General features: G+C 34.4%; 19 protein-coding genes. 8 read left to right on the top strand and 11 right to left on the bottom strand.

From position 1 onward, the window contains the following. Positions 1-48: 48 nt before the first annotated feature. Positions 49-2,397 carry a choice-of-anchor L domain-containing protein gene (locus tag DFQ11_RS09335; RefSeq protein WP_110475621.1) on the top strand — a complete coding sequence of 783 codons (2,349 nt, stop codon included), beginning with the start codon at positions 49-51 and terminating at the stop codon, positions 2,395-2,397. A 35-nt stretch (positions 2,398-2,432) separates the two neighbouring features. Beyond that, complete coding sequence (gene uvrB, locus DFQ11_RS09330) at positions 2,433-4,439, top strand: excinuclease ABC subunit UvrB (protein ID WP_110475620.1); 2,007 nt, start codon at positions 2,433-2,435, stop codon at positions 4,437-4,439. Between the two features lie 84 nt (positions 4,440-4,523). On the opposite strand, the gene DFQ11_RS09325 is transcribed toward uvrB, so the two are convergent. Further along, positions 4,524-4,925: a TerB family tellurite resistance protein gene (locus tag DFQ11_RS09325; protein WP_110475619.1), complete on the bottom strand. Its 402-nt coding sequence runs from the start codon at positions 4,923-4,925 to the stop codon at positions 4,524-4,526. Between the two features lie 142 nt (positions 4,926-5,067). On the opposite strand from DFQ11_RS09325, the gene DFQ11_RS09320 reads away from it, so the two are divergent. Both DFQ11_RS09320 and DFQ11_RS09315 read left to right on the top strand, forming a co-directional pair. After that, a complete protein-coding gene (locus tag DFQ11_RS09320; protein WP_110475618.1) occupies positions 5,068-5,874 on the top strand; it encodes an alpha/beta hydrolase in 807 nt (268 codons plus the stop codon). A gap of 40 nt (positions 5,875-5,914) precedes the next feature. Beyond that, complete coding sequence (locus tag DFQ11_RS09315) at positions 5,915-6,160, top strand: DUF1456 family protein (protein WP_110475617.1); 246 nt, start codon at positions 5,915-5,917, stop codon at positions 6,158-6,160. Between the two features lie 84 nt (positions 6,161-6,244). Here the strand turns inward: DFQ11_RS09315 and sucC are convergent, their stop codons facing one another. After that, positions 6,245-7,435: an ADP-forming succinate--CoA ligase subunit beta gene (sucC, locus tag DFQ11_RS09310; protein WP_110475616.1), complete on the bottom strand. Its 1,191-nt coding sequence runs from the start codon at positions 7,433-7,435 to the stop codon at positions 6,245-6,247. A 219-nt stretch (positions 7,436-7,654) separates the two neighbouring features. Between sucC and lysA the strand changes: the two genes are divergently transcribed. Both lysA and DFQ11_RS09300 read left to right on the top strand, forming a co-directional pair. Next, on the top strand, positions 7,655-8,857 hold the full coding sequence (lysA, locus tag DFQ11_RS09305) for a diaminopimelate decarboxylase (protein WP_110475615.1): 1,203 nt from the start codon (positions 7,655-7,657) through the stop codon (positions 8,855-8,857). A 100-nt stretch (positions 8,858-8,957) separates the two neighbouring features. Next, positions 8,958-9,995, top strand: a complete 1,038-nt coding sequence (locus tag DFQ11_RS09300) for an AI-2E family transporter (protein ID WP_110475614.1) — start codon at positions 8,958-8,960, stop codon at positions 9,993-9,995. Between the two features lie 96 nt (positions 9,996-10,091). On the opposite strand, the gene DFQ11_RS09295 is transcribed toward DFQ11_RS09300, so the two are convergent. From DFQ11_RS09295 to DFQ11_RS09260, 8 genes are all read right to left on the bottom strand, one after another. Then, on the bottom strand, positions 10,092-10,970 hold the full coding sequence (locus DFQ11_RS09295; protein ID WP_110475613.1) for a PPK2 family polyphosphate kinase: 879 nt from the start codon (positions 10,968-10,970) through the stop codon (positions 10,092-10,094). 11 nt (positions 10,971-10,981) lie between these two features. After that, on the bottom strand, positions 10,982-12,145 hold the full coding sequence (locus DFQ11_RS09290) for a sigma-54-dependent transcriptional regulator (protein ID WP_110475612.1): 1,164 nt from the start codon (positions 12,143-12,145) through the stop codon (positions 10,982-10,984). Between the two features lie 2 nt (positions 12,146-12,147). Then, positions 12,148-13,032, bottom strand: coding sequence for a DUF6268 family outer membrane beta-barrel protein (locus DFQ11_RS09285; RefSeq protein WP_110475611.1), 885 nt, complete (start codon positions 13,030-13,032; stop codon positions 12,148-12,150). A gap of 18 nt (positions 13,033-13,050) precedes the next feature. After that, complete coding sequence (locus DFQ11_RS09280) at positions 13,051-13,938, bottom strand: mechanosensitive ion channel family protein (RefSeq protein ID WP_110475610.1); 888 nt, start codon at positions 13,936-13,938, stop codon at positions 13,051-13,053. A 3-nt stretch (positions 13,939-13,941) separates the two neighbouring features. Continuing rightward, positions 13,942-15,255: an ABC transporter permease gene (locus tag DFQ11_RS09275; RefSeq protein ID WP_110475609.1), complete on the bottom strand. Its 1,314-nt coding sequence runs from the start codon at positions 15,253-15,255 to the stop codon at positions 13,942-13,944. Between the two features lie 2 nt (positions 15,256-15,257). Beyond that, the gene (locus tag DFQ11_RS09270; RefSeq protein ID WP_110475608.1) at positions 15,258-16,184 is read right to left on the bottom strand and encodes an ABC transporter ATP-binding protein; all 927 of its coding nucleotides are present in this window, start codon (positions 16,182-16,184) and stop codon (positions 15,258-15,260) included. A gap of 388 nt (positions 16,185-16,572) precedes the next feature. Next, the gene (dnaJ, locus tag DFQ11_RS09265) at positions 16,573-17,691 is read right to left on the bottom strand and encodes a molecular chaperone DnaJ (RefSeq protein WP_110475607.1); all 1,119 of its coding nucleotides are present in this window, start codon (positions 17,689-17,691) and stop codon (positions 16,573-16,575) included. 66 nt (positions 17,692-17,757) lie between these two features. Further along, entirely contained in the window at positions 17,758-18,309 is a 552-nt protein-coding gene (locus DFQ11_RS09260) for a nucleotide exchange factor GrpE (RefSeq protein ID WP_110475606.1), read from the bottom strand. Positions 18,310-18,458: 149 nt separating this feature from the next. Here DFQ11_RS09260 and DFQ11_RS09255 point away from each other — a divergent pair, with 149 nt between their 5' ends. Further along, positions 18,459-19,112: a YceI family protein gene (locus DFQ11_RS09255; protein ID WP_110475605.1), complete on the top strand. Its 654-nt coding sequence runs from the start codon at positions 18,459-18,461 to the stop codon at positions 19,110-19,112. A 145-nt stretch (positions 19,113-19,257) separates the two neighbouring features. On the opposite strand, the gene DFQ11_RS09250 is transcribed toward DFQ11_RS09255, so the two are convergent. Continuing rightward, positions 19,258-19,443: a hypothetical protein gene (locus tag DFQ11_RS09250; protein ID WP_110475604.1), complete on the bottom strand. Its 186-nt coding sequence runs from the start codon at positions 19,441-19,443 to the stop codon at positions 19,258-19,260. Between the two features lie 51 nt (positions 19,444-19,494). On the opposite strand from DFQ11_RS09250, the gene DFQ11_RS09245 reads away from it, so the two are divergent. After that, positions 19,495-19,881 (top strand): pyrophosphohydrolase domain-containing protein, encoded by a 387-nt coding sequence (locus DFQ11_RS09245; RefSeq protein WP_110475603.1) that lies wholly within the window; start codon positions 19,495-19,497, stop codon positions 19,879-19,881. Positions 19,882-19,911 lie beyond the last annotated feature (30 nt).

Raw genomic sequence — 19,911 nt, 5'->3', positions numbered from 1 at the left:
ATCTTTGATTAACTTGTATGCTTATCTTTGCCTTCTCTAAATTTTAAAATGAAGTATTTAGTCCTTTTAACTGCCCTCATTGGATCCTTATTTACGTATTCGCAAAATATAATCGTAGATAGCCAAAACTACACTCCTCAAGAACTTATTGAGAATGTATTAATTGATAGTGACTGTATTGACAATATTAATGTCACAAATGTAATTGGTGGTGACTTTGGGAGTACAGACAAAAGCTATGGCTACTTTGAAGCGAATGGATCTTCATTTCCATTTGAAAGTGGCATTGTAATGAGTACTGGACGATTAAGCAATGTCCCTGGACCAAACACAAGTTTAAGTGATGATGATGCACCAAATTGGGGAGGTGATATAGATTTAGAGAATGCCTTAAACGAATCTGGAACTGTAAATGCTACAATTATAGAATTCGAATTTACTTCTGCTGCTTCGCAAGTTAGTTTCAGATACCTTTTTGCTTCGGAAGAATATCAAGAAAACGACCCAAATAGTTGTAATTACTCGGATCTTTTTGGATTTCTGATTAAACCCGTAGGTGCTCAAAATCAATTTGAAAATATTGCCTTAGTACCAGATACAGATACACCTGTTAAAGCAACAACCGTAACCCCGGGAGTTCCTGGAGTTTGTCCGCCACAAAACGAAACCTATTTCGGAGGTTATAATGGTAGCGATGCACCTATCAACTTTAATGGCCAAACGGCAATTTTAACAGCTACCGCAAATATAACTCCTAACCAAACCTACCACGTAAAGTTGGTGATTGCTGATGAAAAAAATTACAGATATGATTCCGCTGTTTTTTTAGAAGCAGGAAGTTTTGAACTTTCTACGGACTTAGGTCCAAACATGCTTATAGCAACTTCTAATGCGCTATGCCATGGGGAAACTTTAGAAATTAGCGCAGTTCAAGATGGACAAAGCGCTTATAAATGGTACAAAGATGGAAATCTAATCTTATCTGAACCAAGTAACTGCACAGACTGTGAAACTTACACCATTACTGAGCCTGGCACCTACACTATTGAAGTCACATTAGAAAATAATTGTATTTCTTACGGAGAAGTCATAGTTGAATATGCACCTTTACCCGTTGTTAACGATTCGGTTTTAGTTGAATGTGATATCAATCAAGATGGATTAACCACTTATAATTTATTTAATGCCACATTTGACTTAGTAAATGGAGATCAAGATTTAAGTATCGAAGGTTTTTTCTTAACAGAAGCCGATGCTATAGCAAATGAAAATCCTATTACAACACCTGAAGCTTTTCAAAACACCTACCCAAATCAAATTGTCTATACACGTATTAAAAATCAAGCAAATTGCTCGAGTATTGCTGAATTAGAGTTACAAATTTCAAATAACGTCCTAAATATTCCAGACTTAAACGGATGTGATGGCGATATGGTTGATGGCTTCGCTAATTTCGATTTATCACTAATAGAAGGCTCTATTCTCAATCAAATTCCTGAAGGTGCCAATGTGAGCTATTATGAAACTGAAGAAGATGCTTTTAATGAAACTAACCCATTATCGAATTCATTTGAAAATAGTATAGCCAACGAACAAACAATTTACGTAAAAGTCACAAGTAACAATCAATGTTTCAGCGTAACGTCTGTGGACCTTAAAGTTCTTTACACACCTTTATTAGAAGCCGATGAAACGGTATCCTATTGTCTGAACACATTTCCCGAACCTCTTAAAATTTATGGAGGAGTTCTTAATGATTTGCCCAATAACTATTACTACGAATGGCAATTTAATGGTACAACTACAGATGTAACGACCTTGTTTTATAATGTTACAGAACCTGGGATCTACACCGTTATTGTTACAGATCCAAACGGCTGTTCTGCAAGTCGAACAATCACAGTAGAATCGTCAAATTTGGCCATCTTAGAAAGTGTGGATGTCATTGGAGTTGATCCTAATAATAGTGTAAGCATTAATGTTTCCGGAGAAGGTGATTATGAATATGCCTTAGATGATTACAATGGCCCCTATCAAGACTCTAACGTATTTACTAATGTCCGAAGAGGTTTCCATACCGTCTATATAAAAGATAAAAACGGTTGCGGAATTGTTGAAGAAACCATTTCCGTTTTAGGCTTTCCAAAATACTTTACACCAAATGGTGATAATCAAAATGATACATGGCGGGTTATTGGCACTAATGCTCAATTTAATCAAATAGAAGTCGTTCAAATTTATAGCCGTTTCGGAAAACTTATTACGCAACAAACAACGTTGAGCGGAGGTTGGGATGGAACTCTAAACGGTCGACAACTACCAAGTGACGATTATTGGTTTGTTGCTAAGTTTACAGATGGTAAGACCTATACTGGTCACTTTGCACTGCGTCGCTAATTGGCTGACATAGAACTTTATCGTAACTTTGCACTATGCGATTTAAAATTGAATCTGAATTTAAACCTACAGGAGATCAGCCTCAGGCTATAAAACAATTAGCTGAAGGAATTACTAATAACGATAAGTACCAAACACTTTTGGGTGTTACAGGGTCTGGTAAAACATTTACTGTGGCCAACGTTATAGAAGAAGTACAACGACCAACCTTAGTTTTAGCACATAATAAAACCTTAGCGGCTCAACTGTATTCAGAATTCAAACAATTTTTTCCAAATAATGCAGTTGAATATTTCGTCTCCTATTACGATTATTATCAACCTGAAGCTTACATTCCTGTCTCTGGAGTTTATATAGAAAAAGATTTATCTATTAATGAGGAGATTGAAAAGATGCGTCTAAGCACCACCTCTTCCCTACTCTCCGGTCGACGTGACGTGATAGTCGTTGCTTCCGTTTCCTGTTTATATGGTATCGGAAATCCAGTTGAATTTCAGAAAAATGTCATTTCAATAGAACGCGATCAGGTTATTTCCCGTACTAAATTGTTGCATCAGCTCGTTCAGAGTTTGTATTCAAGAACTGAAGCCGAATTTAAAAATGGAAATTTCAGAATTAAAGGAGATACCGTTGATGTGTTTCCAGGTTATGCCGATCATGCTTTCAGGATTCATTTCTTTGGAGATGAAATTGAAGAAATTGAAGCATTTGACGCTAGAACAAACGAAATCATAGAACGTTATGATCGTTTGAATATCTATCCAGCTAATATGTTCGTTACATCACCAGACGTTTTGAATGGCGCTATAAAAAACATTCAAGATGACCTGGTTAAACAATATGATTATTTTAAGGAAATAGGAAAGCATCTCGAAGCCAAACGACTTAAAGAACGTACTGAATTTGATTTAGAAATGATTCGTGAATTAGGTTATTGTTCTGGAATTGAAAATTATTCACGCTACTTAGATGGAAGAGCTCCTGGTACTAGACCATTCTGTTTATTGGATTATTTTCCTGACGACTACTTAATGGTTGTAGATGAAAGCCATGTGACTATTTCACAAGTTCATGCCATGTATGGTGGTGACAGAAGCCGAAAAGTAAACTTAGTGGATTATGGTTTTCGCTTACCTGCAGCCATGGATAATAGGCCTTTAAAGTTTGAAGAATTTGAAGCGCTTCAAAATCAAGTCATCTATGTTTCGGCAACTCCAGCGGATTATGAAATGCAAAAATCGGATGGTGTTTATGTAGAACAAGTAATCAGACCAACAGGTTTATTAGACCCAATTATTGAGGTTCGTCCGAGCCTAAATCAAATAGATGATTTAATTGAAGAAATTCAAGATCGTGTTGAAAAGGACGAACGTACTTTAGTGACCACTTTAACTAAGCGAATGGCTGAAGAACTCACAAAATATCTCACACGAATTTCAATACGTTGCCGATACATTCATAGTGATGTTGATACTTTAGAACGTGTAGAAATTATGCAAGATTTGCGTAAAGGGGTATTTGATGTTTTAATTGGTGTTAACTTATTACGTGAAGGTTTAGATTTACCTGAGGTGTCTCTTGTGGCTATTCTAGACGCGGATAAAGAAGGGTTTTTACGATCGGAGCGCTCATTGACACAAACAGTTGGTAGAGCAGCGAGACACTTGAATGGAAAAGCAATTATGTATGCGGACAAAATAACGAACAGCATGCAAAAAACTATAGACGAAACCAATTATCGTCGTGAAAAACAAATAGCCTATAATACCAAGCATAACCTCGTACCTACAGCATTAAATAAGAGTTTAGATAGTGCCTTATCAAAGAATTCGGTGAGCACATATAGAACAGAATTAGACGCACAAATTGCCGCAGAACCAGAAAGTGAATACTTATCTAAATCTGAGCTTGAAAAGAAAATCCGAGAAAAACGCAAGCAAATGGAACAAGCTGCTAAGGCTTTAGATTTTATGGAAGCAGCGCAGTTTAGGGATGAAATAACAGCTTATCAGAGTAAATTAGAAAAACTAAAAGTGAACTAACACCTCATTTTTCGTGTTGTCGAAAATGTGTGTCTGATATGCCATGATATTTATTTGCCAAGGTTTACTGAATCAACCTTTCAATTAATTATACTGTATCTTAAAAATATCGATCAAAAAATCAGGTGGAACGATTTTATTTGGAAAACTATCCATTAAATCTAAAACGCGATTTATAGATTCATGGCTCAATCCCATACGTAATCCAAAATTATGAATTTTAACCAATTGTTTGGGAGCAACCTTATGATCTAAATTCATGAGTAACACCAATCTGTGAAATTGGACAATCCGCTCACTATGGGATTTCAAATGTACGTAAGTTACAGGATGCTCTAAAAGGTACTGAAAATCCTCTTTAGAAATTTCTAATTGTTTAGCAATGCTCAAGAGAAAATTATATTCAATAGCTTTTATATTATCATCCGTTTGAGCAAAAGCTATCATCTCAGAAAGCAAGCTTAATTTTTCAGCACGATTTATCATGAGTCGGAGGGAGTTAAATTATACTGTAAAGTTAACGAGGTAGTTTATTTTATTGTCGTTGATATAATGTATCTTGTCGAAAAGTTTAATGTAATTGGTCGGTAATATTAAACGTTTATCAATTTACAACTGTTATAATCGCATGATATTGAAGCATTTACACCTGCTTGTTATTGTATTAGCCTTCTTTAACCTAACATCTCAAAACACTGTATATGAGAGAGTTACAAAATTTACAATTAACGCACCTCAACTAAATACAGTTAAAACTATTTGGGTTTATCTACCTACAAATTACCAAAACGCTAAAAATCATTTTCCTGTCATTTACATGCATGACGCACAAAACTTATTCGACGCAAGCACCTCATACGCAGTAGAATGGCAAATTGATGAGTTTATGGATAGTCTTCAAGCTAACCAAAGTATCATTGTTGGCATTGAACATGGTAATGAGAAACGCATTGATGAACTCACTCCTTATAACCATGAAAAGTATGGCGGAGGAAATGGAGAAGCTTATATCACTTTTATAAAAAACACTTTAAAACCACATATAGACCTAAGCTATAGAACAAAGCCGAGTGCAGAGTTTACTACTATATTCGGATCATCTTTAGGTGGGCTGATTTCATTTTACGCCACAATTAATTATCCTGAAACATTTGGTAAAGCTGGAGTGTTCTCTCCATCTTTTTGGATAAATCCAGAAATTTTTAAATTAGTAGTTGCGACCGATATTCCTGAGACCTCAAGATTTTATTTTGTTGCAGGCACAGATGAAGGTGAAAACATGGTTCCGAAATTAAAAGAAATGATATCATTACTTAAAACTAAAGGTATAAAAGATCATCAATTTGAAAGCCATATTGTTGAAGGGGGACAACATAATGAAAAATTTTGGTCATCTCAATTTGGAAAGGCATACTATTGGCTATACAGTCATTAAAAATTTTTAAAGTTCTAAATAAATTAAAAACATAAACGTCATGACAAATAACGACATATTTAAAAAACTACGAGTAGCTCATAAACTTAGAGATGATGATATTGTAAAAATATTAGAATTGGTCGACTTCAGAATTTCAAAAAGTGAACTAAATGCCTTCTTTAGAAAAGACGATCATCCAAAATATATGGAATGTGGCGACCAAGTTTTAAGAAATTTTTTGAATGGTTTAATTATTCATCTAAGGGGTCCAATGCCTAAAAAAGGAGAAAAGAAGAAGGATTAATTTTATCTACTATTTCGATTTAAAGTACAAAAAAGAGCGACTAAAAAAATTAGTCGCTCTTTTCAATTTATATAACTAAGTTATTTAAGATAAAACTTGCTGTACTTTATCAGCTGCTTCTTGGAATTCAGTTGCACTCATAACATCTAAACCAGAATTATCAATTAATTCTTTAGCGATGTCTGCATTTGTTCCTTGTAAACGTACAATGATTGGCACATTAATATTACCCATGTTTTTATAAGCATCAATAACACCTTGAGCAACACGATCACAACGTACAATACCACCAAAAATGTTGATTAAGATTGCTTTTACGTTCGGATCTTTCAAGATAATTTTGAAAGCTGCTTCTACTCTAGCTGCATCAGCAGTACCACCAACATCTAAGAAGTTAGCTGGCTCACCACCTGCTTGCTTAATTAAATCCATAGTAGCCATTGCTAAACCTGCACCGTTAACCATACAACCAACGTTACCGTCTAAGTCTACATAGTTTAATCCTAGAGCACCTGCTTCAACTTCGATTTGGTTCTCTTCACGTAAATCACGTAATTGAGCTAAATCTCTGTGTCTGAATAAAGCATTATCATCTAAAGTCACTTTAGAATCTACTGCCATAATTTTATTATCACTAGTTTTTAAAACTGGGTTGATTTCGAATAAGGATGCATCAGATTTGTCATAAGCCGTATATAGGGCTGTAACAAATTTTGTCATTTCTTTAAACGCTGTACCAGATAAACCTAAATTAAAGGCAACGCGACGGGCTTGGAAAGGTAAAATCCCAGTTGCTGGATCAATTTCTTCAGTAAAAATTAAATGCGGAGTTTCTTCTGCAACCGTTTCAATATCCATTCCACCTTCAGTAGAATACATAATCATATTTCTTCCAGTTCCACGGTTTAATAACACAGACATATAATATTCCTCTGGTTCACTATCACCTGGATAGTAAACGTCTTCAGCTACTAAAACTTGGTGTACCTTTTTTCCTTCTGCTGAAGTTTGAGGTGTTACCAGGTTCATACCAATAATCTGTCCTGCAATATCTTCAACTTCTTGAAGATTTTTTGCCAATTTTACTCCACCACCTTTTCCGCGGCCACCAGCATGAACTTGCGCTTTAATAACGTGCCATCCTGTACCAGTTTCAGCCGTTAATTGTTTTGCTGCATCAACAGCTTCTTTAGCACTTTGGGCAACGATTCCTCTTTGAATTCGTACTCCAAAACTACTTAATAACTCTTTTCCTTGATATTCGTGTAAATTCATTTTTAATCAGAAATTTTTGATTGCTCTTCGGAAAAATTAACACCGAAAGATTATTGCCACAAAAATAATTAATCACATTAACTTACCCTAATATTTGATAATGAATTAATCTAACTTCTCTAATTTATCCTATATTTAACTGGTTCTTTATAGAAAGAAATAAATTACCATAGTGTCAACCACAGAAATCTTAATAAATCCTCATTGAATTAATAAAATATGAATCAGCAACTTTTACAAATAGCAAAAGATTTTGGAAGCCCCGTTTACGTTTATGATTCTGAAAAAATCATTTTTCAGTATAATCGATTAACTAGCGCTTTTAAATCGGTTAAAAACTTAAAACTCAACTATGCAGTAAAAGCCCTGTCTAATATTTCTATTCTAAAGCTATTTAACACTTTAGGTTCTGGATTGGACACCGTCTCTATTCAAGAAGTGAAATTAGGATTAACGGCTGGATTTAAACCTGAGGATATTATTTACACCCCTAACGGAGTTTCTTTAGAAGAAATTGAAAGTGCTGCACAACTTGGTGTTCAAATTAATATAGACAATCTATCTATCTTAGAACAATTTGGCACGAAGCACCCGAATACGCCAGTATGTATTCGAATTAATCCTCATGTCATGGCTGGTGGAAACACTAATATTTCTGTGGGACATATAGATAGTAAGTTCGGCATATCAATTCATCAGATACCTCATTTATTACGTATTGTAGAGAATACAAATATGACTATTAATGGTATCCATATGCATACAGGCAGTGATATTTTAGATATTGAAGTGTTCTTATATGCTAGTGAAATACTTTTTGAAACCGCAAAACAGTTTAAAAATCTAGATTTTATTGATTTTGGATCTGGATTTAAAGTCCCTTATAAAGAAGGAGATATTGAAACAAATATTGAAGAATTAGGCGAGAAGTTGTCCAAACAATTTAATCTGTTTTGTAAAGAGTATGGTAAAGAACTAACTCTAGCATTTGAACCCGGAAAATTTTTAGTGAGTGAGGCTGGTGTGTTTTTAGCTAAAGTTAATGTTGTAAAACAAACGACCTCAACTGTTTTTGCTCAAATTGATTCAGGTTTAAATCATTTGATTAGACCTATGCTCTATGGTTCTCAACATGAAATACTAAACATCTCAAATCCGAATGGCCGAGACCGGTTTTATTCTGTAGTAGGTTATATCTGTGAAACCGACACCTTTGCTAATAACCGACGAATCCCGGAGATCACTGAAGGCGATATCTTATGCTTTAAAAATGCTGGCGCTTATTGCTATTCCATGTCCAGTAATTATAATTCTCGATATAGGCCTGCTGAAGTCTTATTGCATAAAGGTGAAGCTCACCTCATAAGACAAAGAGAAAATTTTGAAGATATATTGAAAAATCAAGTAGAACTAAATTTTTAAAATTGAATATAAAATTATGTTACTGGGTTAATCTTTTGTCTAATAAAATCACAATCACTTAAGCTTTACCTTTACCTTTGACCATCTCTAACTCACCATAATGAATCAAATTGCACCTAAAATAATCCGTCAAATTTTTGTCTTACTATTAATCATCCTCACAGGAAGTTTGATTTTTCGTGAAATGATTCCATATTTAAGTGGTGTTTTGGGAGCTATTACCTTCTATATCTTAATGAGGAAAATGATGAAGAAGTTGGTTAAAGAGCAAAATTGGAAACCGCCTTTAGCTGCGCTCTTCTTAATGGCGGCCTCATTTTTCGTTGTACTTATTCCACTTACTGGATTTGCGATTATGTTGGGGAACAAAATTTCTGAAGTCGATAATAATAGTGAGAGGGTAATCAATGCGTTTAAAGATCAGGCTGGTAGACTAGAATTAAAAAGCGGCATAGATATAAATTCTCAAATTGATACCCAAGGCATCACCACATGGCTTTCGGAGAGTTTACAAAGTATGGCTGGCAGCACCTTCAATTTATTTATTGCTATTGGTCTTATGTACTTTATGCTCTATTTTATGCTTACCAATAGAAAGGAATTAAGACAATCTTTGCGTGACTATATTCCTATGAATAATTATAACATCAATAAGATTGGTGTCGAAGTGCAAGCGATGGTAAAATCTAATGCCATTGGGATTCCTTTAGTTGCGGTTGCACAAGGTATTATTGCGCTTATTGGATTCTTCATTTTTGGTATCGAAGAACCATTCTTTTGGTTTGGAATAGTCACCATAGGTTCCATGATTCCATTCGTTGGTACCCTAATTGGAATTCTCCCCGTGTTTATACTGACTCTATCTACAGGAAACTCATTTCAAGCCTGGGGAATATTAATTTACGGATTCGTTGTAGTAGGTTCTACAGACAATATCATCCGATTATATGTCTTGCAAAAACTTGATAATGTCCATCCTTTAGTAACACTTATTGGGGTCATAGTTGGTGTACCTTTATTCGGATTTATCGGTTTAATATTCGGTCCACTCCTAGTGAGTATTTTTATGGCATTGGTTAAAATTTATAAAGATGAATATGGTAAACCCATAGAAGAACACCCTGCTGATAGAATTTAACTCCTGAAATTTTAAGTGAAGTTTGAGAATAAAAAACGACCGATCAGTAGAGTATACTTTTCGGTCGTTTTATACTGTACTATTTTTATGTTAAGATTACTCCTTCTCCAGTTGCTCTTTATAGTGGTCTACCTTCGCCTTTTGTTCAGCTGGTAATTCTGGTTCAGTTATATCTTCATATTCTTTTAAAGTGTCATATAAAATCTTCGCTACAATATAACGCGCTGTAGGTTTATCGTCTGCAGGTATATTATACCACGGTGCATGTGGTTTTGACGTTCTATCAATTGCATCCTCATAGCAATGTTGATATTGATCCCAAAGCTTTCTTTCGTCTAAATCGTCTGGAGAGAATTTCCAATTTTTAGTTGGTTTGTTTAATCGTCTTAATAATCGATTTTTCTGTTCGTCTTTAGATAAATTCAGAAAGAATTTAAACACAATGGTACCATTATTTGCGATGCGTTTTTCGAAATTATTAATTTCATCGAAGCGTCTGTCCCAAAAGGCATCGTTAACATCATCCACACTATTAATATCTGGCATATTTTCATTCAGTAAATACTCCGGATGAACTCGTGTTACCAATACATTTTCGTAATGTGTTCTATTAAAAATTCCAAATTTACCACGTTCTGGCAAGGCCACATCATGTCTCCACAGATAATCATGTCTCAACTCTAAAGCTGTAGGAGTTTTAAAACTATGAGCTACAATACCTCTGACATTGAATTCTTTAAAAACTTCTCGAATCAAGCTATCCTTTCCAGCAGTATCCATCCCTTGGATACACATAAGAACTGCATATTTTCCGTGAGCATACATCCTATTTTGAATCTCAGCTAAGTTTTCACTCACAGTTCTAAGCTCTCGCTTAATTTTCTTTTTCTTCGACTCTAAATCGTAGGATGTAGGTAAATCTTCAATTTTTATATCTGAGGTTATTTTAAAATCTTTAATATCTACTTCTTTCATAATGATCTGTTTTATTTTGAAGCAAAAGCCTTTACATCACTTTCACTAACTTCTGTTCCTCCTAAAATAATCAGGCGTTCAATCACGTTGCGTAACTCTCGGATATTCCCCGTCCAATCGTAATTCTGAAGCAACTTAATGGCTTTATCTGAGAACGACTTAACCGCGGTACCATGCTCTCCTGAAATCTTTTTTGAGAAATAATTAATTAATAACGGAATGTCCTCTCGTCTATCATTTAATGGAGGCACTTCAATCAAAATCACTGCTAGTCTGTGGAATAAATCCTCTCTAAAGTTCCCTTCTTCAATTTCTTTTTTAAGATTCTTATTGGTAGCTGCAACCACTCTTACATTTACCTTAATATCCTTATCACTACCAACACGTTGAATTCTACTTTCTTGTAAAGCGCGTAAAACTTTGGCCTGAGCAGACAAACTCATGTCTCCTATCTCATCTAAAAATATAGTACCACCATTAGCGGCTTCAAACTTACCTGCTCTATCTTTGGCCGCAGACGTAAATGCGCCTTTAACATGACCAAATAATTCACTTTCGATAAGTTCACTTGGTATAGCAGCGCAATTAACTTCAATCATCGGTCCACTTGAACGTTCACTTTTTTGATGAAGCCAATGAGCAACGAGTTCTTTACCTGTTCCGTTGGGACCTGTAATTAAAACACGTGCGTCTGTAGGTGCCACTTTGTCAATCATATCTTTGATACGTGATATGCCTTCGCTGTCCCCTATCATCTCGTAGTTTTTGCTCACTTTTTTCTTGAGCATTTTATTTTCTACTACAAGCTCTTTTCTATCTAAGGCAATACGTACTGTATTTAATAAACGATTTAAATCTGGCGGTTTAGAAATATAGTCAAATGCCCCTAAGCGCATCGTCTCTATAGCCGTATCTAAATCCCCATGGCCAGAAATCATGACCATTGTGGTTTCTGGTTTTATTTTTTTAACGGCCTCCAATACTTCGACACCATCCATTTTAGGCATTTTAATATCACAAAGCACTAAATCATAGTCTTCGTTTTTTATCTTTTCAACACCTGCTAATCCATCTTCAGCTTCATCAACTTGATATGAATCATTTTCTTCGGAAAGAATCTTTACCAATACTCTACGAATCGCTGCTTCATCCTCAATTATTAATATTTTCGGCATAATTATAATTTAAATTTTAATCCTGTTCTTAAGTAAAATGCATTTCTGTCATCTAATTTATAGACTTCATCCTTATCTTCATTTCTAAGTATATTATTTAAACGAAAGGTATAACCTGAATACACGTACAGAACTAGATGTTTCGTAAAATAATGCTCGTAGCCCAATCCTCCAACAGCAACAGATAAAGATACATGATCTGCCTGTTTACCATTGATTATAATTGGCCGTTGCAGATGCGCAAAATACCCGTCTAAACCAACAAAAGCTTGAACAATATTTTCCTCATTAAAAAAGTATTTTGCATTAGATTTTGGCACACCTAAATTATAAGACCAATTATCATTTAAACGTCTAAAATAACTCACGAATGGCAAAGGATAAGGAATACCCGTAGTTGAATTATAAGTTAATCCTAAGATTAAACGATACGGTTTTTCTGCAGTTTCATCATCGGTTCTATCATTGATCGCGTAAACACCTCCGTTTAAAAAGAGATCATCCATGGTGATAGTTTCATTTAGGGTTGAAGCAATTCTAGGATTAATTTTAGCACCAAATCTCCAAAATTCACTTGTTTTAAAGGTATAAGCGATATTTAAATCAATTATATTAATTGTTTCTAATTGTGAATTATCAAAGGGATAATTATCCTCAAGATTTAAGATGACTCTATTATACTCTCCTCCAATTACAAGGTAATTATCTTTTTTTAATTCTATTGGATAATTAACTAATGCTCTTAATCGTGTATACTGATCACCAGATTTACTCTTCGGAATAAAAGAATATTCCAACCTCGCTAAATCGGTTAGCTGTGCTAAACCCAATTGTGAAAAACACAATGCAAGTACTATAAATAGAACTCTATAAGTTTTTAGATTCATAGGATTGATAATTTTTATTTAATCAATTTCTTGAGATTTGATAATATGAATATCACGCTGCGGAAACGGTATCGAAATATTGTTTTCTCTAAATAGTCGATCAATCTCAAAACGAATATCACTTTTAGGATGTTGAGCTTTAAAGCTATCACGCAAAGTGAATACAAGTTTAAAATCTAATGAACTATCACCAAAATCTGCAAAAATTACTGTTGGTTCTGGCTGCGACATCACCTCTTCATGCGTACTTGCCGCTTGAATCAATAATTTTCTAACCAATTGCACATCACTTCCATATGCCACACCAACTTTTACACTTTCTCTTGTGAGCGTTCCATTTTGTGTCCAATTATACAAGGTATTGTCCAAATATAAATGATTGGGAATAATTAATACTTTATTATCGATAGTTACGGCCCTTGTTGTTCTTAATTTAATTTCTTCAACACGACCCACTTTTCCTTCCAGCTCTATAATATCACCAACCTGTAATGTTTGATCTACTAATATAAAAACTCCAGAGATAATATCCTTAAATAAAGTTTGAAGCGCAAGACCAACACCAATTAAAAGTGCTGCAGATGCTGCAAAAACCGCTGTAACTTTAACGCCAACACTATTTAAGGTCAAGATTAAAATAACAAAGTAAACAAGCCATCTAAAATAACCGTATACCACATTAAATTTCCCTTTGTTCTCTGCAGGCAGATTTCTTGTGATTATTTTTAATATAATTCTTAGTACTACGGTAGTTACAAGAATAGCTGTTATAACTACTAAGACGTCTAAAAGAGAGATACTAATATCTGAACCAAAATCAATATGTTGGTCCAAAAACTTCGTTATGGTTTCCCAAAGGCTACTTTGGGTAATACTATCTTCTATATCTTTAAGGTCTTGACTCATTTTTTAGTATTTCAACCATTTAAAAAGCTCTTTATAGGTTGGCTTTTTTCCGTACATTAAAATCCCAACACGATAGATTTTTGCAGCAAACCAAACTGTTGCTATAAATGTAATTATAAGTAACAAAAGTGACAACCCTTGTTGCCAAATTGGCACGCCAAACGGGATTCTCATAAGCATTACAACTGGAGAGGTGAATGGTATAAATGAGAACACTGTTGAAACAACACCATGCGGGTCTTCAATTACGGTAAATACGCCCACATATACCGCCAAAACTAGCGGCATCAATATAGGTAACATAAATTGTTGTGTATCAGTTTCGTTATCTACTGCAGCCCCAATGGCGGCATATAAAGAACTATACAATAAATAACCTCCAATAAAGAAGAATAAAAATGCGATGATAAGATTAGTCATTGGCAAATTTTGAAAGGCGATAAAAAACTCACCTACTTTTTGATCCATTCCAGAATTTTGAAGCGATTGCATGGCCATTTCTTGCTGCTGAGTCTGCATTGCTAAAATATCAATATTAAAAATGAAACCTACAAGCACCATAAGAACTCCACCTAGAATTGCCCAAATAATAAATTGAGTAACTCCAGCCAAAGACGTCCCTATAATTTTACCCATCATAAGTTGAATAGGTTTTACTGAAGAAATTATAACCTCAATAATTCGACTAGTTTTTTCTTCAATCACACTCCTCATGATCATATTACCATAAATGATAATGAACATAAATAATAGATAACCAGCTGCTCCACCAAACATCAATTTTACTACATTATCTGCTTTGGAGCTTTTTTCACCAGTATAACTTTCTTGGGCTATATCAACATTCGTTTTAGCAGCTTCAATTTGGGCTAGCGTAACCCCATCTTTTTCCAGCTTCATTTCGTTTAGTCGCTTTTCAATTCGCTGCTCTAATCCAGAAATAACGCTTAATGAAGGGGTTTCTTCTGAGTAGAACCTAATATGGTCCGAAACACCATCTAAATCATCAATTTTAGCAATATGTAATAAACCGTAATCTTCTTTTTCTTTAACTAATTCAATAGCATCCTTTAATTTCAATCCATTTAATATAGTATAAGAGGTGTTTTCTGTATTCTCAAAAACATTTGTTAGATAGCCCGTATCGTCTAAAACAGAAATGGTCCGCTGTTTATCATTATTTAATTGAGACAAATAGGCTACAACGGCGAAAAGCGCAATCATTATTAAAGGACTCAAGAACGTCATAACTATGAATGACTTATTCTTCACCTTTGTGAAATATTCACGTTTTATAATTAGTGGCAAATGATTCATCCTTAGTTGTTTTTTACGGTTTGAATAAAAATATCGCTTGCTGAAGGAATCACCTCAACAAAGTGGTGTACTTCGGCCTTTGCTGTTAAAAATGAAAGCAAATCGTTAGGTGAGACATCCTCTTTTAACTTCACATTTAACTTCACATCGTCATTCAAATTTTTAAATGTGGCAGGAAGTACTTCAAATTGATTTTTAATTTCAGTAATAACTCTATCGCTATTAGATGCTTGTAAACCTACTTCGAAGGTGTTTGTTTTATATTGCCGCTTGATATCATTTAATTTACCATCTAACACCTTATTTGATTTATGAATTAAAGCTATATGATCACATAACTCTTCTACGGATTCCATTCGGTGTGTAGAAAAAATCACAGTAGCACCTTCCTCTCTCAACTGTAAAATTTCATCTTTAATTAAATTGGCATTTATAGGGTCGAACCCTGAAAAGGGTTCATCAAATATCAATAATTTAGGCTGATGTAAGACGGTGACCACAAATTGAATTTTTTGCGCTTGACCTTTACTCAATTCCTGAATTTTCTTATTCCACCAATCTCCAATTTCTAGTTTATCAAACCAATATTTTAGTCTTTGTTTTGCTTCAGATTTGCTAAGACCTTTCAATTGCGCAAGGTACAAACATTGTTCACCAACCTTCATAGACTTATAAAGTCCACGCTCTTCTGGTAAATATCCAATATCTCTAACATGTTCTGGCTTGAGGGGCTGTCCATCTAAAAAAACACGACCTTCATCTGGCATGGTGATTTGATTAATGATACGAATCAGCGTAGTTTTCCCAGCTCCGTTGGGACCGAGAAGTCCAAATATACTACCCTTTGGGACAGCAATTGACACTTGATTTAGCGCTTTAAAGTTTCCAAAGCTTTTAGAAACGGCATCAGCGACTAATAAATCGTTCATATATAACTAGAATTTAATGCTGTGGTTAGTGCGTAAAGATATTAAATGTACGAGATTTAGAATAAAAATGATCTACTATTTATAGAATAAATACGTGTTTCTTTAACTCATTCAAAACATGTTGCCCGTATTAACAATTATATTGATCATGGAAGATAAAACATATCATAGATGTGTAACTGTAACTAAATTGCCTTTGACATTAGGGATAAATTTTAAGTTCGCAACAATGAACTTCGATAGTTAAATAGCAATTATTCTATAAAAAACAAAACCCACCCTTATGGTTAAACAAGGATGGGAAAAAATTGCTATGAAAAAGAAAAATTATCGCCAATTAGATTAGCGATATACCAAAGATAGCATTTTTTCTTAAATAGCCTCTAAATTAAGAAAACATATCTTTTACCTTTTCAAAAAAGGACTTATCTGAACTTTCTGGCTTAGGTTCAAAGTGTTCATCCTCTTTCATACTTTCAAAAAATGACTTCTGTTTTTTACTTAAAGTTTTTGGTGTCCAAACATTTACATGCACTAATAAATCACCTTTACCGTAACCATTAATACTTGGAATACCTTTACCACGAAGTCTTAATATCTTACCAGACTGTACTCCTGGCTCAATTTTAATTCTCACTTTGCCCGTTACAGTATCAATTTCTTTAGAGTTTCCTAAAACAGCATCTGGAATACTCACATACATATCATAATGCAAGTTATCACCTTCACGTTTTAGTGTAGGATGCTCTTCCTCTTGAATGGCCACTAATAAATCTCCAGCAATTCCATTTCCAGGTGCGTCATTACCTTTACCTGTAACTTTAAGTTGCATGCCATCTTCAACCCCAGCTGGAATCTTAACAGAAACTGTTTCTTCTGCTATTTTCAGACCTTGAGCATCTGCATCAGCAGGTTTTTTGTCAATTGATTGACCAGCACCACCACAGGTTTGGCAAGGCGAAGCCGTTTGCATTCTACCTAATATGGTATTTGTTACTCGTGTCACTTGACCAGAACCATTACAAGTACTACAGGTTTTATAAGTAGTTCCAGGCGCTTGTATTTTACGCTTTACTTTTATTTTCTTTTCAACACCATTAGCGACTTCTTCTAAAGTCAACTTCACACGGATACGTAAATTGCTTCCTTTAACTACACGTTGTCTGCCACCGCCGCCGAAACCACCGAAGCCTCCGCCGCCGCCAAAAGCGCCTCCAAAAATATCTCCGAATTGACTAAAGATATCATCCATATTCATTCCGCCACCGCCGAAGCCTCCTCCGCCGTCGAAAGCCTGGTGTCCAAATTGATCATAACGGGCTCTTTTATCTGCGTTACTTAAAACCTCATAGGCTTCAGCTGCTTTTTTAAATTTATCTTCAGCTTCCTTATCATCTGGATTTTTATCAGGATGATACTTCAATGCCATCTTACGATAGGCTTTCTTTATTTCGGATTCGGATGCTCCTTTACTTATTCCTAATATGTCGTAATAATCTTCTTTCATCAAATAATTTATTCTTCATCTTCACTAAAGTGAAAACTCTTGATTTAACATTCCTGTTATCTATATTTATTGCCCTACTACTACTTTTGGGAAACGAATCACCTTATCTCCTAATTTATAGCCCTGTTCTACAACGTCAATGATTTTTCCTTTCAAGTCGTCACTTGGTGCAGGAATTTGAGTTACCGCTTCATGATTATCTGCATTAAACACATCTCCTTGTCTAACCTCAATCTTAGCTAATCCTTTTTGTTCTAAAGTTCGGATTAACTTACTTTGAATTAACAAAACACCTTTTCTTAATTCTCCTGTTTCTTCCGTCTCCTCGATATGTGCTAATGCACGTTCAAAATCATCTAAAATTGGCAACATGGCTAACATTACATCCTGACTTGCTGTCTTAAACAGTTCAATACGCTCTTTAGTCGTTCGCTTTTTATAATTTTCAAACTCCGCAAATAGGCGCATGAACTTTTCTTTTTCAGCAACTAATTGGTCTTGAAGCTGCTCTTCAGCAGTTTTAGTTTCTTCTTGTTGTTCTTCTGACTCTGCCGTAACTGTAGCCTGATCCTCAACTTGTGGATCTTCTACCTTCTTATTTTTATCTTTCTTACTCATTTTGAGTTCTTTTTTTAAAATCTTCGATTTAGAATGGGCAAAAGTACTGCCATTATTCTAAAAATGTCAAAATGTCATTAACAATTTATTTTGATTGTTTGTTCTTCCATTTATTTATATTTGCATCCTCAAACAAATAAAATAAAAACATGAAAACACTATTATTAAAATCTTTTGTTCTAGTAGCCTTAATTACATTCACTAGCTGTGGAGACAAAGCTAAAGAAGCTGAAACAACTAAAGCTGCTGAAGCTGCGAAAGCTGAAGCAACTGCAGTTAACTACAAAGTAGATACTGAAAATTCAACTATTGAGTGGAAAGGATTCAAACCAACTGGTGAACACTTTGGAACTATTGCTATTCAAGAAGGAAAATTACAAGCTACTGATGGCGAATTAGCTGCAGGTAAATTTATTATTGATATGAATAGTATCGAAGTTTTAGATATTCCTGCTGACGATGAGAGCCATGCAAAATTGACTGGACATCTTAAGAGTGCAGATTTTTTCGAAGTTGAAAAATTCTCAACTTCAAATTTTGAAATGACTGGTATTTCTACAAAAGATGGTCAAACTATGCTTTCTGGAAACTTAACCCTTAAAGATGCTACAAACAATGTTACATTTCCGGTAACAGTTGATAACAAAGGTGAGACCATCACTTTAACAAGTGAAACCTTCACTATTGATCGTTCTAAATGGAATGTAAAATATGGTTCTAAATCGTTCTTTAGTGATTTAGGTGACAAATTCATCAACGATGATATTGAATTAAAAGTGGTTGTTAAAGCAACTAAAGCTTAATACAAACTAACTTAAATAAAAAAAAGCAGTCCTATAAAAGGCTGCTTTTTTTGTTTGATATTTTATTTTTTTTGTCAATAATTATTGAAACCTTCCTAACTCAGGCTTTTAGAAGTTTTAAAAGAATTTGATGCAAAAAGATCGACTACATAAAAATGTATTTAATAGCAGCGATCATACCTATAAAACCTATAAAAGCAATTAAAACCCAAATAGTTCCCTTATAGTAACGTTTATGAAGACGAAGATCTTTACGATATTGGTAACCAATGATAATGGCAAAGGCTACAAAAAATAATATTCCAAAAATCAATTGACCAGTACTAAACATCTTCTTATTTTTATGCAAAAGTAAGGATTAAGCAACTAATAAACCACAACTATGCAAGACAAAATTAATGCTGTTAAAGCGTTTCACACCGCATTTAAAATTGGACATCGAGAGACTCCGAAAGCCGATTTGGGCCATGAAAAAAACATGCTACGCTATAAACTGATGCGCGAAGAAAATGAAGAGTATTTAGAAGCCGCTAATAATAACGATTTAGTAGAAGTAGCCGATGCTTTAGGTGATATGCTTTATATTTTATGCGGTACGATTATAGAACATGGTATGCAACATAAAATCGAAGAAGTCTTTGAAGAAATACAAAGAAGCAATATGAGTAAATTAGGTGAAGACGGAGAACCTATATATAGAGAAGACGGCAAAGTATTAAAAGGCCCTAACTACTTTCAACCTCATATTAAGGAAATCTTAGAACGATAAATAAAAAAAGCAGCTAAATAGCTGCTTTTT

Origin of the sequence: Winogradskyella epiphytica, from assembly GCF_003217215.1 — a bacterium.
Taxonomy (GTDB): Bacteria; Bacteroidota; Bacteroidia; order Flavobacteriales; family Flavobacteriaceae; genus Winogradskyella; species Winogradskyella epiphytica.
This window is presented reverse-complemented; position numbering and strand designations above follow the sequence as displayed.